Below are 20,290 nucleotides of genomic sequence, written 5' to 3' on the forward strand. Positions count from 1 at the left end.
GAACTGACGGCATGCACGTGTGGCACGACGGGAGGCCGCTCGACGCTCTTTTCCGATACCGCGTGCTGACCAAAGAGCTGGTCAAACGCGAAATCCTCGGTCGTTACCGAGGCGCCACCTTCGGCTTGCTCTGGTCTCTCATAAGCCCATTCCTGATGCTGATGGTATACACGCTGGCATTCGGGTACATCCTCAAGGGTCGATGGCCGGGCACTTCCGGAAGTACGCTGGATTTCACTCTCATATTGTTCGTCGGGCTTATCGTCCACGGATTCTTTGCCGAATGTCTGACGCGTTCACCTCAGCTCGTTCTTTCCAATACGAATTACGTCAAGCGAGTGCTCTTCCCACTGCAGATCCTTCCCTGGAGCATGGCATTGGCGGCTTTGTTCCACCTGGCGATGAACGTAGTGGTTCTGCTGTTGATGAAATTTTTCTTGCATCAGCAGATGCACGCGACCACGCTCCTGCTTCCGGTCGTACTCCTCCCCTTGTTCGTGCTGACGATCGGCACCAGTTGGATGATCGCCGCACTGGGCGTTTACCTCAGGGACATTGGACAGGTTGTAGGCGTGCTTGCGACTGCGATGCTCTTCCTTTCTTCTGCCATCGTGCCGGTCGAGAGTCTCCCGGAAAGCTTCCGGTGGGTGTTCTACGCCAACCCCCTCACGTTCATCATCGACCAAGCACGCAATGTGGTCATCTGGGGCAAAGGGCCCGATTGGACCGTATGGACGATCTACATGGTCTGCGCGTCGGCGTTCTCGTTGCTGTCGTTCACGTTGTTCCAGAAGCTGCGTAAGGGGTTTGCCGATGTCCTCTGAGCTACCGCCGGAGGCGGCCATCACTGTCCGCGGGTTGGGCAAGTGCTACCAGATGTACGAGAAGCCGGTGCATCGTCTGATGCAGGGCCTTCTGAGGACCCGCCGATACGCGCGGGATTTCTGGGCCTTGCGTGGCCTGGACATGGAGATCAAGAGGGGTGAGACCTTCGGCATCATAGGTCGCAACGGCTCGGGCAAATCCACGTTGCTCCAGATGATTGCGGGGACGCTGACGCCAACCGAAGGCGAGGTCGTGGTGAATGGCAAGGTGGCCGCCCTGTTGGAGCTGGGAAGCGGGTTCAATCCTGATTTCACCGGCAGGGAGAATGTCTTTCTGAATGCCGCGATCCTCGGTCTTTCCCGGGAGCAAGTCGAAGAGCGCCTGCAAAGTATTCTCGCGTTCGCCGATATCGGCGAGTTCATCGATCAACCCGTCCGAAGCTACTCGAGCGGGATGGCTGTTCGCCTCGCGTTCTCCGTCATCGCCCATGTGGATGCCGACATCCTTATCGTGGACGAGGCGCTCTCCGTGGGTGATGCGTTCTTCTCGCAGAAGTGCATGCGCTTCCTTCGCGAATTCCAGAAGAGGGGAACGCTGCTTTTCGTCAGTCACGACTCGGCGGCGGTAACCAATTTGTGTGATCGCGCCATCTGGTTGGATGGCGGCCGTTTGCAAATGGAGGGCGCATCGCGGGAGGTGGTGGAATCGTATTTGGCGCAGCAGCACGCCAGTTCGCGGCACGCGCTGCAGGGCGAAGTCGTGAACATCGAGCGAAAGGTCGCAACGCCGATGCGGGAGCAGGACGTGCGTCATGAGCTGATGCGCGAGCTCGGTTTGAAGACGCGATTCGAGCTGTTCGAGTTCGACCCCGAAGCGACTGGGATGGAGTTCGGTGCGGGTGATGCGCTGATCCGCAATGTGGAGTTGCGCGACGAACTGGGCGCGCCGCTGCACGTTCTGCATGGAGGTGAACTGGTGAGTTTGCGGATCTCGACGGAGCTCATCAGGTCGCTGGACGACCTGATCGTGGGGTTCTACCTGAAGGATCGCTTGGGGCAACGACTGTTCGGCGACAACACCCACCTGACGACCATGAATGCTCCCGTTGGAGGTGCGCCGGGTGAAGCTCTCGACGCCACGTTCCAGTTTCGCATGCCGACCCTGCCGGCCGGGACCTACATGTTCGATGTCGCGGTGGCGTCGGGAACGCAAGAAGACCATACGCAACATCATTGGGTGCATGACGCATTGCAGATCAAGACCACCGACAACACCATGCGAAATGGACTGGTCGGCATCCCCATGCTGCGGATCGATGTCTCCAAGGCGGGTGCCTGATGGAATTCACGGGCGAGCGGTATGTTCCCACCGAAGGAGGTGAGATCCGTCATGAGCATTTCCATCGCTACGCCTGGGTGGCGCCCCTGGTCGCCGGCAAGGCCGTCTTGGATGTGGCCAGTGGCGCCGGCTACGGCAGCGCCATGCTTGCGAAGACTGCTGCTTCGGTGGTCGGTGTAGATATTTCGCCCGAGGCAATCGAGCACGCCAGAGCCGCCTACCCGCAGTCCAATCTTTCCTTCATGGAAGGCTCGGCATCCGAGTTGCCCTTGGCTGACGCGAGTTTTGATGTCGTGGTGTCGTTCGAGACCATCGAGCACCTGCTCGATCAGGAGCAGATGCTGGCCGAGATCGGTCGCGTCCTTCGGCCGGATGGAGTGCTCGTGATCTCTTCGCCCAACAAAGAGGTGTACTCCGAGCTTTCAGGCCTGCACAACGAATTCCATGTGAAGGAACTGCAATGGAATGAGCTGGACGCACTGCTTCGTCGGCAGTTTGCGCACGTCGAGTATTTTGGCCATAGGCTCGCAGTGGGGTCGGCCATCGTTCCGGTGACCCGCGCGGGCGATGGGCTCCTGTATGAAGCCCTGACGGATGAAGAGACCGAAGTTTCGCCGCGGGTGATGAAGATGACCAATCCGGTCTACTTCATCGCGCTGGCGAGCAATGCAGACCTTGCTTCAGCCCAGCGGCCTGCTTCCGTGCTCTTTTCCGAGCACGAGGATTTGTACGAACGCCATCGCCAGATCGCAACATGGGCCCAAGGTCAGGATCAGGAGATCCAGCGACTCGGTGAGATGGTCAGGCTGAAGCTGGAAGAGCACGCGGCAAGTCAGGAATGGGCGCAGTCGCTCGATACGGAAGTGAGCCAGCTCCGGGAGATCGCGACGGAACTGCGGGCCATGGTCGATGAGCGCACCCGCTGGGCGCAGGATCAGGATAAGGAAGTGGTGCGACTTGGGGGTCTGCTGCGCTCGAAGATCGACGATTTCGAGGCATCCCAGAAATGGGGTCAATCGCTCCATCTGGAGATGGAGCGGGCGAGAGGCGTGCTGCACGAGCTCGATGCGACCGTAGCCGAACGGACGATATGGGCACAACGCCTCGATGCGGAGCTGACCTCGGCCGGCGAGCATGTCCGCCGCTTGGGCGGTGAGGTCGAGGAACACCAACAACGGATCGCAGCGCTAGTCACCGAGCGGGAGCAGCAGGCGTTGGCGCTGGAGAGCGCCGATGCCGAGCTGGCTTCGTTGAACTCTCGTGAAAAAGTGCTTTCCCAAGAGTTGTCCGTTGCCCGGGATGAGCTCGGGATAGAGCGGGCGCAGGTCGGTCAACTCCAGGCCGAGCTGGAAGCGATGCGCGAACGATTGGAAGACCAGGTGAAGGCGTTGCTGGCGCTGCATGACCAGTGCGATGAGCTGAGGGTGACGTTGAAGATGCAGGAGCAGGACATGGCGGGGCGTGCGGCGGAGCTGAAGCGGGAGGCCGAGCAGCGAATGGAGGCCGCGCTGATCGCGAGCACCCAGATGCATGAGGCAAGCGCTCGTGCGCAGCACGACGCCCATATGCGGGAAGTGGTCGAACTGAGGTCGCAGTTGCAGCAGCTCATTGCCTCGAAGTCGTGGCGCATGACCAAGCCATTGCGCCTGATGGGGCGAGTTCTTCGCGGAGAGTGGGCGACCATCCTCACGTCCCTGCGAGGAACGCACCTGTCGCGCTTGCGCTGGCTGTCGTTCCTGCGGGCGCCCGCAAAGCGTTGGTTGATGCGCCAGAAGCCGGACAGCGCTGTCGTTCCCCTGCCTGCCACATTGCAGATCGATGCCATTGCCGGCGAGGGCGTCGACGCACTGGGAGGATTGGCGTTCCCCGAGGTCGTGGCGCCCATCGTATCCATCATCATCCCGACATACGGGAATTTTCCGTACACGCTCGCCTGCTTGCGTTCGATCGCCAGCCACATGCCCTCCGTGCCGGTGGAGATCATCGTGGCCGAGGATGCGTCCGGCGACACCGAGATGGAGGAGCTGGAGTCCATTCCTGGACTGGTGTACTACGTCAATCCCGAGAATCTGGGGTTCCTGCGTTCGTGCAACGCGGCGGCCAAACGCGCACGCGGCCAGTTCGTCTACTTCCTCAACAACGATACCGAAGTCACGGTTGGATGGCTGGATGCCTTGCTTGACGTATTCCGCCAGTATCCTGGCGCAGGCATGGCCGGCTCCAAACTCGTGTACCCGGATGGCCGCCTCCAGGAAGCCGGCGGGATAATCTGGCGCGATGGTTCGGCCTGGAACTACGGGCGGCTACAGGATCCTGCGGCGCATGAGTTCAACTACGTGCGTGAGGTCGACTACTGTTCAGGCGCCAGCATCCTGTTGCGTGCTGAAGATTTCTCGGCTCTGGGCGGGTTCGATGAGCACTACGTGCCGGCGTATTGCGAGGATTCTGATCTCGCCTTCCGACTCCGAGCCGCCGGCAAGCCGGTCTACTACACGCCTCTCTCCGTCGTCATCCATCACGAGGGAATTTCGCACGGAACCGACACGGGCAGTGGAGGCAAGGCGTACCAAGTGATCAACCAGGCCAAGTTCCTGGAGCGCTGGTGCGAGACCCTGGAAGCGCACTACCCGAATGCGGAGAACGTATTGCGCGCCCGCGACCGGGCCTGGGCGCGGAAAGTCGTGCTCGTCGTCGACCACTACATCCCGCAGCCGGACAGGGATGCAGGATCGCGCACCATGGTGGCGTTCATGGAAGCGATGGTGGCGCAAGGCTGGGTCGTGAAGTTCTGGCCGGACAACCTGTGGTACGACTCCCAGTACGCGCCGAAGCTACAGGCGCTCGGCGTCGAGGTCATCTACGGTGAGCGCTGGTATGGCGCCTTTGACCGGTATGTCGCTGAGTTCGGCCGCGATATCGATCTCGTCCTCCTGTCGCGACCGCATATCTCGCTCCCGTACATCGCGCCGATCCGCAAGCATTCCCAAGCGCGCCTTGCCTACTACGGGCACGACCTGCACTTCCGTCGCATGATTCGCGAGAACGAGGTCAAGGGCCGCGTGGGCGCCGACGACGACGCGCGTCGCATGAAAGAGCAGGAGCGGGCGATCTGGCGGCAAGTCGACCTAGTGCTCTATCCATCCCAGGACGAGGTCGATGACGTAAAGAGCTTGGAGCCTACCGCAAGCGCGCGCACGGTCAGTCCCTATGCGTTCGATTCGTTCAGCAGGGACGCTTTGCCGGAAGCACGTAAGGACATTCTGTTCGTGGCAGGATTCGGCCATCCGCCCAACGTCGATGCAGCTTACTGGCTCGTCAACGAAATCATGCCTTTGGTCTGGAGAACGGATCGTGAGGTCGTCGTGCACCTGGTTGGCGCGAATCCGACCCAAGAGGTCCAGGCGTTGCAAAGTGATAATGTCCGCGTCACGGGTTACGTGGATGATGAGACACTGCGCAGCTACTACAGGCGATCACGGGTAGCGGTCGTACCGCTGCGGTACGGCGCCGGCATAAAGAACAAGGTAGTCGAAGCCTTGCAGCAAGGATTGCCGCTGGTGACGACCACGACCGGCACCCAAGGCCTTGATGGCGTGGCCCGCGTCTGCGACGTAGCGGATGATGCCCGCACGATCGCCGGCTTCATCACCGGCCTTCTGGAAGATGATCGAAGGTGGCTCGCCTACTCGCGCTCCGGCGCTGAGTTCGCCGCGAGTTTGTTCTCGCGACACGCTCTACAGGCTCAGGTAGGCCGTTTCATGGAAGGAGAGATCAGTTGATCGTTCGTGCGCGCGCGCCCTTGCGCTTGGGCTTGGCCGGAGGAGGCACCGACGTATCGCCGTTCAGCGACGAGCATGGCGGCTGCGTCATGAATGTGACCATCGACAAGTACGCCTACGCCACGATCGATGCGTCGCCTTCGGGTCGGGTGGAGTTTCATGCCGTCGACGCCGGGCAGTCAGGACAATGGGATGCTGGGGCCGCCGTCGAAGGTAGCGCGGGAGCCACCCAGCTGATGGCAGGCGTCTATAACCGGATCTGTCGCGACTATCTGGGAGACAGATACCCCGGCCTTCGTGTGCGCACGTCCTCGGATGCCCCACCGGGTTCTGGCCTGGGATCGTCCTCCACGATGGTCGTAGCGCTGGTCACGGCTTTTGCGGAGTATTTCGGCCTGCCGCTCGGCGAGTACGAGGTGGCACACCTGGCTTTCGTCATCGAGCGGCAGGATCTGGCTCTGACCGGTGGAAAGCAGGATCAGTACGCAGCTGCGTTCGGCGGATTCAACTTCATGGAGTTCTATGCCGCCGACCGCGTGATCGTCAATCCGTTGAGGATCAAGGATTGGGTTTGGACGGAGCTTGAAAGCAGTCTGGTGCTTTACTTCACCGGCGTATCTCGCTCATCGGCGGCCATCATCGACGAGCAAGCCAAGAACGCACGCGAGGGACGGAGCGATTCTCTTCAGGCGATGTTCCAGTTGAAGGATGAGGCGGTTCAGATGAAAGAGGCCGTACTGTTGGGCGATATCAAACGATTCGCCCGCGTCATGCAGGCCGGTTGGGAGGCCAAGAAGCGCATGGCCAACAGCATCTCCAATCCCATGATCGATGAGCTGGAAGCGCTGGCATTTCGCAACGGCGCGCATGCGGCTAAGGTGTCCGGTGCGGGCGGGGGTGGATTCATGATGTTCGTCTGTGATCCGGTCGAACGGGTCAATCTCGTTCGCGCTTTGGCGGACGCAGGCGGGCAGGTTCTCGATGCGCATTTCTCAAGTTCAGGAGCATGTTCGTGGAAGGTCAATTGAACGGATACATCCAAGCGGAGTTCGGCAAGGTCCAGGAGAATTTCCGGCGCATGGCGGAAAGCGCCATCATTGAGCGGCAGATCATCGATGCCGTCGCGCTCTGTGTTGCTTCCCTCCGTAGTGGCGGGAAAATCCTGTTCGCCGGAAATGGTGGAAGCGCCGCAGATGCGCAGCATTGGGCGGGGGAGCTGGTGAGTCGCTTCTACTATGATCGCCCGGGCCTGCCTGCCATCGCCCTGACCACCGATACGAGTGCGTTGACCGCGATCGGCAACGACTATGGTTATGACTACACGTTCGCCCGACAGTTGGAGGCGCTGGGCCGGGATGGCGATGTGTTCTTCGCAATCTCCACTTCGGGGAACTCACCCAACATCCTGAGGGCGTGCCAGGCCGCGCGGGAGAAGGGGGTGCGTACCATCGGGTTGACCGGCGAGGGGGGCGGCAAGCTCGCAGGCCTGAGCGACATCTGCTTCCGCATTCCTTCGATGGAAACACCGCGCATCCAGGAGGGTCATGAGTTCATCGGCCACATCGTTTGCGCCCTGATTGAACAGGAAATGTTCCCGAAAAATGCGCAGTGACGAGGCTATCGTGCTGGCGGGAGGGTTCGGGACCCGGCTGCGCACACTGGTAAGCGAGGTGCCCAAGCCGATGGCGCCGGTCGCCGGGCGCCCCTTTCTGGAGTGGATCCTGCGCCGCCTCGAGCGTGAAGGGATGCGTCGCGTCGTTCTAGCGACCGGCTACATGGCGGAGAAGATCGAGCAAGTGTTCGGCGGCAGGTTCGGCGATCTCGAGTTGGTGCACTCGGTCGAAACGCAACCCTTGGGTACCGGGGGGGCCATTGCACTGGCCGCGGAGCACGTGGGCGACTTCGGTGTCCACGTGATTAACGGTGATACCTATCTGGACTACACGCTGACTGAGCTGGAAGCGCTTGCCCGCGAGCATGGGAGCATCGGCATGGCGCTGGCGCGGGTAGACGACGTGTGCCGGTATGGCGCGGTTGGGCTGGAAGGCGCACATGTGCGCCGCTTCCACGAGAAGGGCGCCATGGGGCCTGGCTGGATCAACGCCGGCTGTTATTACCTGCCGGATGAGACGCTGCGCGCCCTGCCCGCTGGTAGCTTTTCGTTCGAATCGGACGTCCTGGCGCCGCGCGCCGAGGCGGGCCTGGTGGTCGGGATGACCGACACCGACGGCTTCATCGATATCGGCGTCCCTGAGGACTACCTGCGCTCACAGTCGCTGTTCGGGGCGGAGCCATGATCGCCGCCCCGCATCCGGGTGTGTTCGTTGATCCCGAGGAGCCTGTCTTGTTCGAGCAGAGCCCTGCTTTGTTTCTCGACCGAGACGGAGTCATAAACGTGGATCACGGTTACGTCTCCACACCGAGCGACACCGAGTGGGTGGACGGCATATTCGACCTGTGTCGCGGCGCTCAGCAATTGGGCTATCGACTGCTTGTGGTAACCAACCAAGCGGGTATCGCACGCGGGTACTACTCCGAAGCGCAGTTCCTCGACTACACCTCGTGGGTGCATCAGGCCTTTCGCCAGCACGGGATACGGCTTACCGCAACGATATATTGCCCGCACCATCCCGAGGCTGGCCTGGGTCCTCTCAGGGTCGAGTGTCCCTGCCGAAAGCCGGCGCCGGGCATGTTGATTGAAGCGCAGCGGAGATTCGCGTCAGACTTGGCGGCATCGGCATTGGTGGGGGATAAAGGAAGCGATATCGCGGCTGGTCGAGCGGCAGGACTTCGACACCTGTATAAGGTCGTCAGCGCCGCGGAGCCCTCGTTGGCTCCAGTACTACCGGTGTGGCGACTGAGTGATGTATTGGGCGATCTCAAGAGTCATTGTCCTTAGAACGATCGTTAGGAGAAGCACCATATGTTCCCAATGGCAACTCGTCGAGCCTGTCCGCTATGCCAGGATGAGGCGAGTGACTTCACCATCGTGGATCACGTCCCCTATTTCGAGTGCAGGGTCTGCGACTTCATCTTCGCCGACCCCTCTCTGCTCGAAAGGGTCGACCGCGGCGAGCCGTTGCGCCGTTACGATGAAGAGTATTGGCAGAACGAACTCGCCTCCGCGCGCGATCGCTCCTACGGGTCATCCCTGGCGCGCTGCGCCGAGGCGATCCTGTACTGTCGGGTGCCAATACAGCGATTCATCGACGTTGGCACTGGTCCGGGGATTCTGCTGGAGGCACTGTCGCTGTACTTGCCAGATCATGCCGACAAGCTATTCGGCGTAGAGAAATTCCCGCCTCGGGAAGAGGAACGGTCAAAGCACCCGAACTACCACTGTGCGGACCTGAAGGATCTCGGGCTCACGTTCGAGTGCGGTGTCTGCATCGAGGTGCTGGAGCACCTTACGCCGCAGATGGCCCGCGGTCTCGCTGCCGCGATGCGGGTAGCGTCTGTTCCAGGTTCGCTGTTCATGTTCAACACCGGGCTGACCGACTACGTGCGATGCGAAGATCCGGGTTACCTGGATCCTTACGGGCGTGGCCATATCACTTGTTGGTCGGTGAAGGCTGCCCAGCGAATTTTCGCTGCCGAGGGCTTCGTAGTGCACCCGGTGCCCGGCAAGTCGTGGGCGTTTGTCATCGAGCGGCCGCTTGGCGAGGTGGGTCAGGAGATTGCGATCGGCGACAGGATCTGGTCGGCTCCGTCGGCGAACCTCGCCCTGCTCGCCGACAGTCGCATGGGGACGGTCATGCAGATCCTCGGACGAGAGAGTGCGCGCGCTTACTGAAAGACCATCGAGTTTTCATTGACCATGTCATAAAGGGGGCGTGCATGTCGGCTTTTCCGGATCTGATGATTTCGCAAGTCGCTGGTGGAGTGCGCGTCCCGGTCTTTACGTCCCAGGCAGACTGGGAGCGCCGATTGGAATGCGAACGATCCGTATACGATGCCCGCTGGAGGATGGAGCAGGAGTTCAGGGCGCTGGTACGTACCCAATGCTGGGTTGGTTGGTGCGGACTCTGCGGCGAAGCGTCGGAATTCTCGGTGGCCCGGCAAGACGAGCCGGCTTCGATCAGCCTGAGGGAAGACCTGGTGTGCGCCCGTTGCGGCATCAACGCACGCGCGCGCGGGGCCTTGGAGCTGATAAGAAACCGGATGGACCTGCAGACCTCCAGCGTGTATCTCACCGAGCAGGCATCGCGACCGTTCGTTTGGCTGCAGCGCAACGCGCGCTCCGCGATCGGAAGTGAGTACGTAAGGGATCAAGATTCCGAGCGGAAGTTGCAGCAGTACTTTCGCGACCTTGGCGGCGAGGGTGATATCCGGGTGGAAGACGTGACCGGACTGACCTTCGGGAATGAATCGCTGGACTGTGTTGCGAGCTTTGATGTACTTGAACATGTGCCGGATTATCGTGCAGCTCTGGCGGAGTTTGCTCGGGTGCTGCGTCCAGGGGGCATGCTGGTTGTTACCGTGCCTTTCGTATTCTCCTATGCCACCACGCTCGTCCGCGCTCGCGTGGACGGTTCTGGTGAGATACATCATTTTGTGACGCCCGAGTATCACGGCGATCCGGTGGATGGGGCTGGCATCCTTTGCTTCTACCATTTCGGCTGGGATTTGCTGGAAGTCGTGAGAGAATGCGGCTTCTTCCATGCCGGCATGACGCTTCCTTGGCATCCGGGCATGGGCATGATGGATCACCTTTGGACGCTCGTAGCGTTCAAGTAATCGACGCACTTCCACATGAAGACATTGATTGTCGGTCGTTTCGCATTGGCAATTGTTTGTGCGGCGGTTTGTGTTTGGCTGCCCATCCGTTCGCTCCTGGTGGATGGTCCCTTCATGTGGCACGTCACGCAGCCGGCCGCTTGGCAGGGCGGGGCCGAAGTCGTTGTGCTCTCGCTCCTATTCACTCTTGCCCTGGGTTTGCGCCGCGCGCCGCTAGGTTGGTTGTTGGCCGCCCTGGCGGCCGAGTTCTACGCGCGCAGGCATGGCATAGACTTGGCTATTCTGGCCGTCTACTTGTACCTGGAAGGGATATTTGCCCTGGGTCGGCTAGCGCAAGCCGCACTGGAGCGGATGTTCCCTCAGTCGACGGCATCCGATGATCCGGTGGTTGCAGGCATGCTGGGCGTGGTCTGCTGGGCGCTGATCCTGTGGGCGGCCGCTGCGATAGGCATGTCCTCGCTGCCGGGTATCCGCTTGCTTACGGTCGCGATACTGGGGGTGGCGCTGGCCGTCTATCGCGGCAAACGCTTGGCGACCATTGCCGCGACGGCGCTGCAACCGCGAAACTGGTTGGATCGGGCGGCCGTCGGCCTGCTGGCGGCGTTCTGCCTCGCAATGTTCGCGAAAGCGTCCGTGGCGATCGACTACGATTCCATGTGGTACGGCTTGCAGGCCGATGAGGTACTTGTTGGCGGCGGCAGTCTTTTCCAGTCCCAAGGGCTGGTCGCCGTAGTCCATCACTATCCCAAGCTTTATGAGTCGCTTGGGCTGCCCTTCTCTGGCCTGGGCAGTACTTCGCTGGTGTTCGGGTTGGGAGTTGCGAGCTGGGGTTTACTCGTCCTTACGGTCGTGGAGGTGCTGCGAAGCCTTGGCGTCGGCCGCACGCTACGGCTGTGGGGCGGCGTCTTGCTCGCGACCTTGCCCGCCCTGGCCAACATCGCCATCACCGCGAAGGGCGACGCGTTTTCGGCATGGATGCTGATGGTCTGCATCCTTTCGATCCTTCGCTACAGAAACGGGCACGGTGGCCTCTGGTTTTGGGTCGGGGTCACCAGCATCGCGTTAGGCGTCTTATCGCGGTTGGCCAACCTGCCTTACGCTGCGCTGCTGGCATTGATGCTGACCTGGAGCGTCATTCAACGTCAGGGTGTGGGACTTATGCACGTTCCGGGAGTCGTCCTGGCTGCGGGAATGGTTGCGCTCACCTCAGCCGTGTTCGCACGCAATGTGCTGATTTCCGGGTTGATGCTCATCGCGCCGGATCCAGTGGTCAAGCTGCAGTTGATGGCTGGCATGCAGTTGCACGAACCCGCCGGTCTGCTGCCGCCCAGCGAGGGGGGGCGCCTCCCGCTACTGGACGGATTGTGGGGCATCCTGTTCCAGCCTGCGCAGTACCCACATTTGTTGATCACCTGGACAGCCAACTTCTGGTTGTTCGTACCCATCGCTGTCCTGTTACTGGGAGGACGCCAGCCGTTCCTGCGCGGCCGTAGTGGCGCGATGCTCATGTTGCTTTCACTCGGGCTGAGCTTTTTCGCGATGATGTTCGGCTACAAATTCCTGGTGCCAGCAGGAGACGGTAACTACTTCATTGTTCCTCTGATGGCGCTAGGACTCTGGGGGCTCGCTGTCGCGGAGGGAATGACGGACGGGGCGCGTCGCTGCTTGCTGGTGTTGCTGCTTGCATGGCTTGCCGTCGCGGGTGCGGCGATTTCATTCGTCACGGGTTCTTGGGGGCCTGGTACACGCCCTTTCGATCTGGATATAAAGCGGCTGCCATTCGAGCTGGCGCAGAGGCGCGAGGCGAATGTGGCTGCAGCGCGATTGCGAGGCGTGGACCGATTCTTCACGGGAATGTCGCCAGGCACCCGCGTGGTCGGTGTGGAGCCGGCAGGGGTCGATACCAGCATGCCCGTAGGCTGGTGGTTGCCGGTGCAGTACGAGCCCATCGAAGGATTCGGATGGCAGAATCCTTCGATTCTGGCCTCATCTCAAAGCTTTGGTGCCTATCTCGACCAAGCCGGCATCCAGTACCTGCTCATGCCGAAGAACGTCGCTCCGGGATACGCGCCTGACTTGGTGCGAGTCGCCATGGAGCAACGCTCCGCCGATGGAAGTGCATCTATCGCGTATGAAGACGATCGTTACGTGGTCTGGAAGCTGGCGCCGACTCAAGGCACGATGACATCGCTCGACGGCGGGGGCACGGTTCGGTTGATATTGGATGCAAAGACGTTCTGTGCGCAGCGTGCAAACGGCGTGGCCACCGTCACCTGGAGCGGCAGCCCAGGGCCTCTGGCGATCGAAGTGAAAGGGCCAGGAGAGTCCGCAAAACTGTGGGCGGAAGCTGGCGGCTCAGGATCGATGACGACAGGTGCCTGGATGCCTGCCGGAGGCGAATTCATCTTCCGCCGCGGCCGGGGGGGCGCGATCCTCGCGAGATTACGCACGGAACCGTCCTGCGATTGACCTGGACAGGCCGAGATCCTAACTTCGTGCGCGTCGAAAGACCCAAACGTTCATGGCCGTGAAAACCATGGCGGGCACCACCACCATGTTCGCCAGGATTCCCCACCTGTAGTCGGCACCAGCGACGTCGGCGATCAGGTACATGATCAGGAAAGACCCGCCGATGTTGAGGCCATGCACCAGAAGATACTTCGGCAGTTCGTGACGCAGCGACTGGCCGGACCGGAAGGTGAAAGTCCGCTGCAACAGGAAGTTGAGTGGAATAGCCAGCAGGTAGCCGATTACGGTCGCCATCGCAGGTGCCATCTGCCACCGGCTAACCGCCAAGTGCGTGAGGAGCGCATGCGCAAGCGTGCTGACGCCACCGACGAGTACGAAACGAATCGCCCTCCCCATCAGCCCGTCGTCGGCCAGCAGTCTAGCTAACGACCTGATCATCCGACACGCGTGCGTCCACGTTCACGGAACGGCGGATGAGGTATTGCGGTCGCCGGTTGAGACTGAGCAGCACGCGCCCTGTGTACTCTCCGATCACGCCGAGGCCCAGCAGCTGCAGCCCCCCCATCATCAGGACCGCAACAATCAGCGACGCCCAGCCCACAGCCAAGTCTGGAGTCGAAAGCTTCTTGACTATGACCACGATCGCAAGCAGGAATCCGATGAAAGACGCACAAATTCCAGCGATCGAAACGAATCTCAGAGGAACGACGGAGAAGCTCGTCGCCATCTGCATCCAAAGCGAAACGGACTTCTTCAGGCTGTATCCCGACTGCCCATCGCTGCGCGAATGGTGGCGTGCCGAAATGGTTGCGATACTGGAAGTGCTCTGCAAGAGAAGCCCATCCACATAGACGAATGGTCCTTCGTAGCGCAGGACTTCGTCGCGAACTTCGTCGAGCATGCCACGGAAGGGCGACAGATACAGTCCCTTGGGTTTCTTCAATAGGCGCCTGGCGACGAAATCGTTGAACCAACTGCCCGCGCGCTTCCAAAGCACGTGCTGGCGCCGCTCGAATTGCACGTAGCACAGATCGAAACCTTCCCGAAGCTTGTCGACGATGCGGGAAACATCCGCCGGATCATGTTGCAGGTCGTCGTCCATGGTGACGATGTGCCGTCCGCGCGCGACGCCCAGTCCGGCCATGATCGCGTTGTGCTGTCCGGCGTTCTTGCGCAGATCGATGCCGACGAGCCATGGCCGTTCCTTGGCCAATCCTTCTATGACGTGCCAGCTGTTGTCGGGGCCGCAGTCGTGCACGAGCACCGCTTCGTAGCAGCTGTGACCGAACGCAGGTTCCAGGACCTCCTGGAGGCGCGCCACCAGTTGGGGCAGTATGCTCGCGCTGCCGTAGACCGGAATGACCACTGAAACGTCAATCTGCTTACTCTTGTCCATAGTACTTCCTGATCACCCGCTCGGCGTAGTTTGAGCCCAAGTCGATGCCGAGCTCGCGTCCCACCCTGTTCGCGTAGGCCGATTCGATGGGGAAAGGAGTGCCCTGGTCTTTCAGGTCGAAATTCGCCTTCCGGCCGAGCGCTTCCTCAAATATCGCTACGATCGCGGGCATGGGGACGGACCTCTCCGCGGCGATGTTGACTACCGCCGGGATCTGCTCCTCGCATTCGATCATCGCGGACGCTATCGCTACGACATCGTCAATGTCGATGAGGTTGCGCTCGGCCCGCGACCAGACTTGAAAGGATTCGCCCGATAGGATCCTGTCACGCAGAAAGTTGGTAAGCGTGTTGGGATTGTCGGTGCGTCCTACGACTTGGGGCAGGCGAAGTACCAGGCCGCCGCGGGTCGATTGCACTATCGACTCCATCGCACGCTTGTGATTCATGTACGGCGTGTCGTTGCCGACGCGATCGGCCACCCCGCAGCTCCCGAAGTAGACGCTGCGGCGATAGCCCTTGGCGAGTTCGGCCTCAAGCGCTCTCCGCTCGCGTCCGAACTCGCTCGGATCGGACTCCGCAGAGTTGGACACGCCGGAGGCGAAGATCAGCAAGTGATCCTTGTTGGCATAGCGCTCCGCGAAACTGCGCGCCAGCAGTCCCCTTCCTACGATCATGGCGACAGCGGCACGGTTGCGGACATCAAACTATGAACTCCATCGGAGGTGTGCGTGCATCCCATGGCGGCTGCACAACGCCTTGCGCTCCCGATTGGGCTGAGGGTGCGCCCGCCGGTGCAGCGACCATGTGGCATCAACGCGCCCGTCAAGGTGCGTCGATGGCTTCTGCAGCCAAGGTACCAAACTCTGTTGGGCGGAAAGAGCCGACGATGCGACCGTTGACGGTGCGCTCGCGGCTCAGCCGTCAATTGGCGGGGCAATCGGGTCCGGCGACCGTCGTGCGCGCCAACTCGGCGCCCGACGCTTTGTCGCGCAGCCTGAAGATCGCGCCAGGCGCCGTCCACTGACCGGTCTGGGCCTCGCCGAAGGCGCCGCCAGCGGCGAAGAGTGTCGCAGTCGCGTCCTCGGGCCCGACCATGATCTCGACGTCGCTCGTTGTCGGATGCTTGGAACGTACATCCCACCGTACGGTTCCGACGACGTTGTTGCAGTCTGCCATGCTGGGCGGATCGATCGAGAAAGTAGGATCGAGAGCGAGCGGCGCAGGTCCCGTCGCACTGGGGTCCGTTGCCGGCGTCTCCGCTGGTGACACGGCGGACTGCGGGTCCGCAGAAGGGGCTTCCGCCGGCTTGCTGCATGCGGAAACGGCCAGTGTCGCGACCAGAACTAGCGAGAGTTGGAGCTTCATGTCAGTAGGTCCTTGAAAGCCATTGAGGCGAAGGGTAGAGATTCGAGCAGCCCCGGTCCATCTAGCCGAGGGCGCTTTCCAGATCGGGCAGCAACTGGAACAGATCGCCAACGAGTCCAATGTCGGCAATCTCGAAGATCGGCGCTTCGCCGTCCTTGTTGATCGCCACGATGGTACCGGCATCCTTGATGCCGGTCAGGTGCTGGATGGCGCCGGAGATGCCGACGGCCACGTACAGTTCGGGGGCGATGATCTTGCCGGTCTGGCCGACCTGCAGTTCGTTCGGCACGTAGCCGGCGTCCACCGCGGCACGCGAGGCGCCGACGGCGGCGCCCAGTTTGTCGGCGAGGGCGTAGATGACCTTGAAGTTCTCAGCCGAACCCACGCCGCGGCCACCGGAAACGACGCGCTTGGCGCTCTGCAGGTCGGGGCGGTCGGACTTGCCGGCGGCGAGGCCCAGGTAACGCGTATGCGTCGGCAGGGCGGCTTCGACGCTGATGGCTTCGACCGTCGCGCTGCCGCCCTTGGCGGCTTCAGGCCATGATGCGGTACGCACGGTGGCGACGACGATCTGGTCGGCCGGCGTTTCGACGGTGATGATCGCGTTGCCGGCGTAGATCGGGCGCTTGAAGGTGTGCGGGCCTTCCACGGCCATCAGGTCGGAGACCTGGTTGACGCCGAGCAGGGCGGCGACGCAGGGGAGCAGGTCTTTGCCAAACGTGGTCGACGGGGCGAACACATGCGTGTAGCCGGCCGCAAGCGCGGCGATCTGGGGTGCCAGCACCTGCGCGATGGCGTTGGCGTTGCCGGCATTGGCGACAGCGAGCACCTTGGCGACGCCGGCGATCTGCGCGGCGTCGGCGGCGACGGCCATCGGGTCGGCCGCCAGCACGACCACGTCGATGGCGTCGGCGTTCACAGCGGCGGCTGCGCTGACGGTCTTGGCGGTGGAGGCGTTGAGCTTGCCGTCCAGGTGTTCGGCGATGACGAGAACTTTGGTCATTACAGCAACCCCTTCTGCTTGAGTGCGGCGACCAGTTCGGCCGCGTCCTTCACCATGACGCCCTTGCTGCGCTTGGCAGGCGGAGCGTAGTGCGTGGTCTTGTGCGTATCGGCGGATTCGACGCCGAGGTCGGCCAGCTGCAGCGTTTCCAGCGGCTTGCTCTTGGCCTTCATGATGTCGGGCAGCTTGATGAAGCGCGGTTCGTTGAGGCGCAGGTCGGTGGTGACGACCGCGGGAAGGTCGACCTCGAGCGTTTCCAGGCCGGCATCGACCTCGCGGACCACCGTCGCCTTGCCGTCGGCGATATCGAGCTTGCCGGCGAACGTCGCCTGCGGACGGCCCCACAGCGTGGCCAGCATCTGTCCGGTCTGGTTGGCGTCGTCGTCGATAGCCTGCTTGCCGAGGATCACCAGGTCCGGCGATTCCTTCTCGACCAGCTTCAGCAGGGTACGGGCGGCGGTCAGCGGCTGGATGGCCTGGTCGGTGACCACGTGGATGGCGCGGTTGGCACCCATGGCCAGGCCGTTGCGCAGATGGGCCTGGGCGTCGGCGGGGGCGATGGTGGCGACCACGACCTCGGTGGCGATGCCCTTGTCGCGCAGGCGCAGGGCCTCTTCCAGCGCGATCTCGTCGAAGGGATTGGGGGACAGCTTGACGCCGTCGGTGACCACGCCGGAGCCGTCCGGCTTGACCTGGATGCGGACGTTGTAGTCCACCACGCGCTTGTAGGCGACGAGAATCTTCATCCTGCGGGAATTCCTGTATGCGACGGTGAGGCCCGGCCGCGGCGGCTGGCCGAGGGCAGACTTAAGATTTTAGCCGTCAGGCGGGGGCCATGCGAGCCCGTACGGTACCGTCCGCCAGCTGTTCCGCCAGAACACCGGCAAAACGTGCCGCGCTGCCAGGCGCCTGGGCGAAGAACAGCGAGGGTTCGGTCAGTTCCAGCTCAAGCAGGCGGGGCTGGCCTTCGGCGTCGATCAGCAGGTCGATGCGTGCATAAGACAGCGGTGTGTCCAGTTGGCGCAGGCGCGCCGTGGCGGCGAGCACCCGTTCGGCCAGCGCTTCCTCGGCCTGGGTGGCCTTGCCTGGCAGGATGTCGCCCAACGCCATCGGCGCCTGGCGCGCGCCTTCGCCGGCTGCCAACTGGGCGCCCTTGCGGGCAGCGTGACTGAAACGCCCGCCGAAGTAGAGCAGCGCGGTTTCACCCTGCTCATCCACCGAGGCGATGTAGGGCTGCAACATCACGCTCCGCTCCTGGTCGAGCAGGCGCGCGACATGGTTGCCGGCCGCGAACTGCTGGTCGCGCGCGTAGCGATGGGTATCCCGGGCGCCGGCACTGACGGCCGGTTTGACGACGAACTCCGCGCAGCCGAATGCCTCCAGGAAGGCTGAGAGCGCTTCCATGGGTTCGGCATCGGGTTCGACGAAGTGGGTGGGGACGGTCGGGATGCCGACGGTCGCCAGGTCCGCGAGGTAATGCTTGTCTGTGTTCCAGCGCACGACATTCAACGGATTCATCAGGTGCGTGACCCGGTCCACGTGCTCGCACCAGGCCAGGAACCCGGGCAGTCGCTCGGTATAGTCCCAAGGCGAACGCAGCAGGACCGCGTCGAAGCGCGCCCAGTTCACGGTTGGGTCGTCCCAGGCCACGGCGCGCGGGTGGAGACCTGCATCGGCGCAGGCTTCGAGCAGCGGGACGAGATCATCGTCGTGGCCGGTCGCGGCGACAGCGGTGACAAGCGCTAGGGTCTTCATGCGGGCAAGTGTACGCGCACGTCCGGTGCCGGATTCCCATTGACCGAAAGTACCTGTGTGGCCCTTGGGGGCGTGGGTAGAATGCAGGCTTCCTCAACGAATGGATCACGCCATGGCGGGTAACCCGGCCTCCGGAGGCAAGCAGAAGCTATATCCCAGTGCCGCGGCCGCACTGCAGGGCGTGGTGGCCGATGGCCAGACGCTGGCGGTCGGCGGCTTCGGCCTGTGCGGCATCCCCGAGGCGCTGATCGGCGCGCTGCGGGACAGCGGCGCGAAGGGGTTGACGGCGATCTCCAACAACGCGGGCGTGGACGGCTTCGGCCTGGGCCTGCTGCTGGAAACCCGACAGATCAAGAAGATGATTTCGTCCTACGTGGGCGAAAACAAGGAATTCGAGCGCCAATTCCTTTCGGGCGAACTGGAACTGGAATTCAACCCGCAGGGCACGCTGGCCGAGCGCCTGCGCGCAGGCGGCGCAGGGATCCCGGCGTTCTTCACCCGCACCGGTTACGGCACCGTTGTTGCCGAAGGCAAGGAAACCCGTCAGTTCGGCGAGCATTGGTATGTGATGGAAACCGCGCTGGCCGCCGACGTATCGCTGGTCAAGGCATGGAAGGCCGACAAGGCCGGCAACCTGGTCTTCCGCAAGACAGCGCGCAACTTCAACCCGGCTTGCGCCATGGCCGGCAAGGTCTGCATCGCGGAGGTCGAGGAAGTGGTGGAAATCGGCGCCATCGATCCCGACCACGTGCACCTGCCCGGCATCTACGTGGACCGCATTGTCCACAACCCGTCCCCCGAGAAGCGCATCGAGCAGCGCACCGTCCGTCAAGGAGACAAGTGATGCCCTGGACCCGCGATGAAATGGCGCAGCGCGCCGCCCGCGAGCTGACCGATGGCGCCTACGTGAACCTGGGCATCGGCCTGCCGACCTTGGTCGCCAACCATATCCCGGCCGGGATGGACGTGTGGCTGCAGTCCGAGAACGGTCTGCTGGGCATCGGCCCGTTCCCGGCCGAGGACGAGGTCGATGCCGACCTGATCAACGCCGGCAAGCAAACCGTCACCGCCCGTGCGGGAGCCAGCTACTTCGGCAGCCACGACTCGTTCGCCATGATCCGCGGCGGTCACATCGATCTGGCCGTACTGGGCGCCATGCAGGTGACCGACAAGGGTGACCTGGCCAACTGGATGGTCCCGGGCAAGATGGTCAAGGGCATGGGCGGCGCCATGGACCTGGTGGCCGGCGTCAAGCGCATCGTGGTGCTGATGGAGCACGTGGCCAAGGACGGGAGTCACAAGATCCTGCCCCAGTGCGACCTGCCGTTGACGGGGGTGGGGGTCGTTGACAGGATCATCACGGACCTGGCCGTTTTCGATGTCACCCCCGACGGCTTGGCGCTTATGGAGATGGCCGATGGCGTGACCGCAGCCGAGCTCGCCGCGAAAACCGGCGTGCCTTTCCGGTCTGGTCTCTGAAGCGCGCTCTGCCGTGATGCAGGTCCGGTTGCAATGCGCGATGGTGCACGTCTGACTTCCAGCTGTACGCTTTCTGGCCGATAACGCGGAGAGGCGAACCTGTTGGCTATTTGTGGCCCGGCGGCTGGGCTATAGTGTTAGC

The 20,290-nt window shown here is 62.3% G+C and carries 18 protein-coding genes; 11 read left to right on the top strand and 7 right to left on the bottom strand.

What is annotated here, in order from left to right; translation table 11 throughout:
* Positions 1-62 precede the first annotated feature (62 nt).
* The 9 genes from IB223_RS03085 (at position 63) to IB223_RS03130 (ending at position 13,148) form a co-directional block, all read left to right on the top strand.
* A complete protein-coding gene (locus IB223_RS03085) occupies positions 63-824 on the top strand; it encodes an ABC transporter permease (protein WP_343227129.1) in 762 nt (253 codons plus the stop codon).
* Positions 814-2,163, top strand: a complete 1,350-nt coding sequence (locus IB223_RS03090) for an ABC transporter ATP-binding protein (RefSeq protein ID WP_192200199.1) — start codon at positions 814-816, stop codon at positions 2,161-2,163. The genes IB223_RS03085 and IB223_RS03090 overlap by 11 nt, the downstream gene beginning before the upstream one ends.
* A complete protein-coding gene (locus IB223_RS03095; protein WP_192200200.1) occupies positions 2,163-5,942 on the top strand; it encodes a methyltransferase domain-containing protein in 3,780 nt (1,259 codons plus the stop codon). Before IB223_RS03090 ends, IB223_RS03095 begins: the two co-directional genes overlap by 1 nt.
* Entirely contained in the window at positions 5,939-6,970 is a 1,032-nt protein-coding gene (locus IB223_RS03100; RefSeq protein ID WP_192200201.1) for a dehydrogenase, read from the top strand. The genes IB223_RS03095 and IB223_RS03100 overlap by 4 nt, the downstream gene beginning before the upstream one ends.
* Positions 6,955-7,554, top strand: a complete 600-nt coding sequence (locus tag IB223_RS03105) for a D-sedoheptulose 7-phosphate isomerase (RefSeq protein WP_343227130.1) — start codon at positions 6,955-6,957, stop codon at positions 7,552-7,554. Before IB223_RS03100 ends, IB223_RS03105 begins: the two co-directional genes overlap by 16 nt.
* On the top strand, positions 7,544-8,239 hold the full coding sequence (locus IB223_RS03110) for a nucleotidyltransferase family protein (RefSeq protein WP_192200203.1): 696 nt from the start codon (positions 7,544-7,546) through the stop codon (positions 8,237-8,239). The genes IB223_RS03105 and IB223_RS03110 overlap by 11 nt, the downstream gene beginning before the upstream one ends.
* Before the next feature lie 626 nt (positions 8,240-8,865).
* Positions 8,866-9,735 carry a methyltransferase domain-containing protein gene (locus IB223_RS03120; protein ID WP_192200205.1) on the top strand — a complete coding sequence of 290 codons (870 nt, stop codon included), beginning with the start codon at positions 8,866-8,868 and terminating at the stop codon, positions 9,733-9,735.
* Between the two features lie 44 nt (positions 9,736-9,779).
* Entirely contained in the window at positions 9,780-10,679 is a 900-nt protein-coding gene (locus IB223_RS03125) for a class I SAM-dependent methyltransferase (protein WP_192200206.1), read from the top strand.
* A gap of 15 nt (positions 10,680-10,694) precedes the next feature.
* The gene (locus IB223_RS03130) at positions 10,695-13,148 is read left to right on the top strand and encodes a hypothetical protein (protein ID WP_192200207.1); all 2,454 of its coding nucleotides are present in this window, start codon (positions 10,695-10,697) and stop codon (positions 13,146-13,148) included.
* Between the two features lie 18 nt (positions 13,149-13,166).
* Here the strand turns inward: IB223_RS03130 and IB223_RS03135 are convergent, their stop codons facing one another.
* The 7 genes from IB223_RS03135 to IB223_RS03165 form a co-directional block, all read right to left on the bottom strand.
* Complete coding sequence (locus IB223_RS03135; protein ID WP_192200208.1) at positions 13,167-13,586, bottom strand: GtrA family protein; 420 nt, start codon at positions 13,584-13,586, stop codon at positions 13,167-13,169.
* On the bottom strand, positions 13,567-14,544 hold the full coding sequence (locus IB223_RS03140) for a glycosyltransferase family 2 protein (RefSeq protein WP_192200209.1): 978 nt from the start codon (positions 14,542-14,544) through the stop codon (positions 13,567-13,569). The genes IB223_RS03135 and IB223_RS03140 overlap by 20 nt, the downstream gene beginning before the upstream one ends.
* Positions 14,531-15,220, bottom strand: a complete 690-nt coding sequence (locus IB223_RS03145; RefSeq protein ID WP_192200210.1) for an NAD-dependent epimerase/dehydratase family protein — start codon at positions 15,218-15,220, stop codon at positions 14,531-14,533. Before IB223_RS03145 ends, IB223_RS03140 begins: the two co-directional genes overlap by 14 nt.
* Before the next feature lie 247 nt (positions 15,221-15,467).
* The gene (locus IB223_RS03150) at positions 15,468-15,911 is read right to left on the bottom strand and encodes a hypothetical protein (RefSeq protein ID WP_192200211.1); all 444 of its coding nucleotides are present in this window, start codon (positions 15,909-15,911) and stop codon (positions 15,468-15,470) included.
* Positions 15,912-15,972: 61 nt separating this feature from the next.
* Positions 15,973-16,914 (bottom strand): electron transfer flavoprotein subunit alpha/FixB family protein, encoded by a 942-nt coding sequence (locus IB223_RS03155; RefSeq protein ID WP_192200212.1) that lies wholly within the window; start codon positions 16,912-16,914, stop codon positions 15,973-15,975.
* Positions 16,914-17,660 (bottom strand): electron transfer flavoprotein subunit beta/FixA family protein, encoded by a 747-nt coding sequence (locus IB223_RS03160; RefSeq protein WP_187574335.1) that lies wholly within the window; start codon positions 17,658-17,660, stop codon positions 16,914-16,916. Before IB223_RS03160 ends, IB223_RS03155 begins: the two co-directional genes overlap by 1 nt.
* 76 nt (positions 17,661-17,736) lie before the next feature.
* Positions 17,737-18,669, bottom strand: coding sequence for a hypothetical protein (locus IB223_RS03165; RefSeq protein ID WP_192200213.1), 933 nt, complete (start codon positions 18,667-18,669; stop codon positions 17,737-17,739).
* A gap of 112 nt (positions 18,670-18,781) precedes the next feature.
* Between IB223_RS03165 and IB223_RS03170 the strand changes: the two genes are divergently transcribed.
* Both IB223_RS03170 and IB223_RS03175 read left to right on the top strand, forming a co-directional pair.
* A complete protein-coding gene (locus IB223_RS03170) occupies positions 18,782-19,513 on the top strand; it encodes a CoA transferase subunit A (protein ID WP_192200214.1) in 732 nt (243 codons plus the stop codon).
* On the top strand, positions 19,513-20,148 hold the full coding sequence (locus tag IB223_RS03175) for a CoA transferase subunit B (RefSeq protein ID WP_192200215.1): 636 nt from the start codon (positions 19,513-19,515) through the stop codon (positions 20,146-20,148). The genes IB223_RS03170 and IB223_RS03175 overlap by 1 nt, the downstream gene beginning before the upstream one ends.
* Positions 20,149-20,290: the final 142 nt, after the last annotated feature.

Origin of the sequence: Pseudoxanthomonas sp. PXM03 (assembly GCF_014852005.1) — a bacterium.
In the GTDB taxonomy this organism is placed as follows: Bacteria; Pseudomonadota; Gammaproteobacteria; order Xanthomonadales; family Xanthomonadaceae; genus Pseudoxanthomonas_A.

Excerpts from the sequence above, each read along its gene's own strand:
- IB223_RS03135 (WP_192200208.1), bottom strand. The coding sequence starts at position 13,586 with ATGATCAGGTCGTTAGCTAGACTGCTGGCCGACGACGGGCTGATGGGG.
- IB223_RS03130 (WP_192200207.1), top strand. The coding sequence starts at position 10,695 with ATGAAGACATTGATTGTCGGTCGTTTCGCATTGGCAATTGTTTGTGCG.
- IB223_RS03145 (WP_192200210.1), bottom strand. The coding sequence starts at position 15,220 with ATGATCGTAGGAAGGGGACTGCTGGCGCGCAGTTTCGCGGAGCGCTAT.
- IB223_RS03110 (WP_192200203.1), top strand. The coding sequence starts at position 7,544 with ATGCGCAGTGACGAGGCTATCGTGCTGGCGGGAGGGTTCGGGACCCGG.
- IB223_RS03170 (WP_192200214.1), top strand. The coding sequence starts at position 18,782 with ATGGCGGGTAACCCGGCCTCCGGAGGCAAGCAGAAGCTATATCCCAGT.
- IB223_RS03175 (WP_192200215.1), top strand. The coding sequence starts at position 19,513 with ATGCCCTGGACCCGCGATGAAATGGCGCAGCGCGCCGCCCGCGAGCTG.
- IB223_RS03095 (WP_192200200.1), top strand. The coding sequence starts at position 2,163 with ATGGAATTCACGGGCGAGCGGTATGTTCCCACCGAAGGAGGTGAGATC.
- IB223_RS03155 (WP_192200212.1), bottom strand. The coding sequence starts at position 16,914 with ATGACCAAAGTTCTCGTCATCGCCGAACACCTGGACGGCAAGCTCAAC.
- IB223_RS03125 (WP_192200206.1), top strand. The coding sequence starts at position 9,780 with ATGTCGGCTTTTCCGGATCTGATGATTTCGCAAGTCGCTGGTGGAGTG.
- IB223_RS03165 (WP_192200213.1), bottom strand. The coding sequence starts at position 18,669 with ATGAAGACCCTAGCGCTTGTCACCGCTGTCGCCGCGACCGGCCACGAC.
- IB223_RS03150 (WP_192200211.1), bottom strand. The coding sequence starts at position 15,911 with ATGAAGCTCCAACTCTCGCTAGTTCTGGTCGCGACACTGGCCGTTTCC.
- IB223_RS03140 (WP_192200209.1), bottom strand. The coding sequence starts at position 14,544 with ATGGACAAGAGTAAGCAGATTGACGTTTCAGTGGTCATTCCGGTCTAC.
- IB223_RS03160 (WP_187574335.1), bottom strand. The coding sequence starts at position 17,660 with ATGAAGATTCTCGTCGCCTACAAGCGCGTGGTGGACTACAACGTCCGC.
- IB223_RS03090 (WP_192200199.1), top strand. The coding sequence starts at position 814 with ATGTCCTCTGAGCTACCGCCGGAGGCGGCCATCACTGTCCGCGGGTTG.
- IB223_RS03120 (WP_192200205.1), top strand. The coding sequence starts at position 8,866 with ATGTTCCCAATGGCAACTCGTCGAGCCTGTCCGCTATGCCAGGATGAG.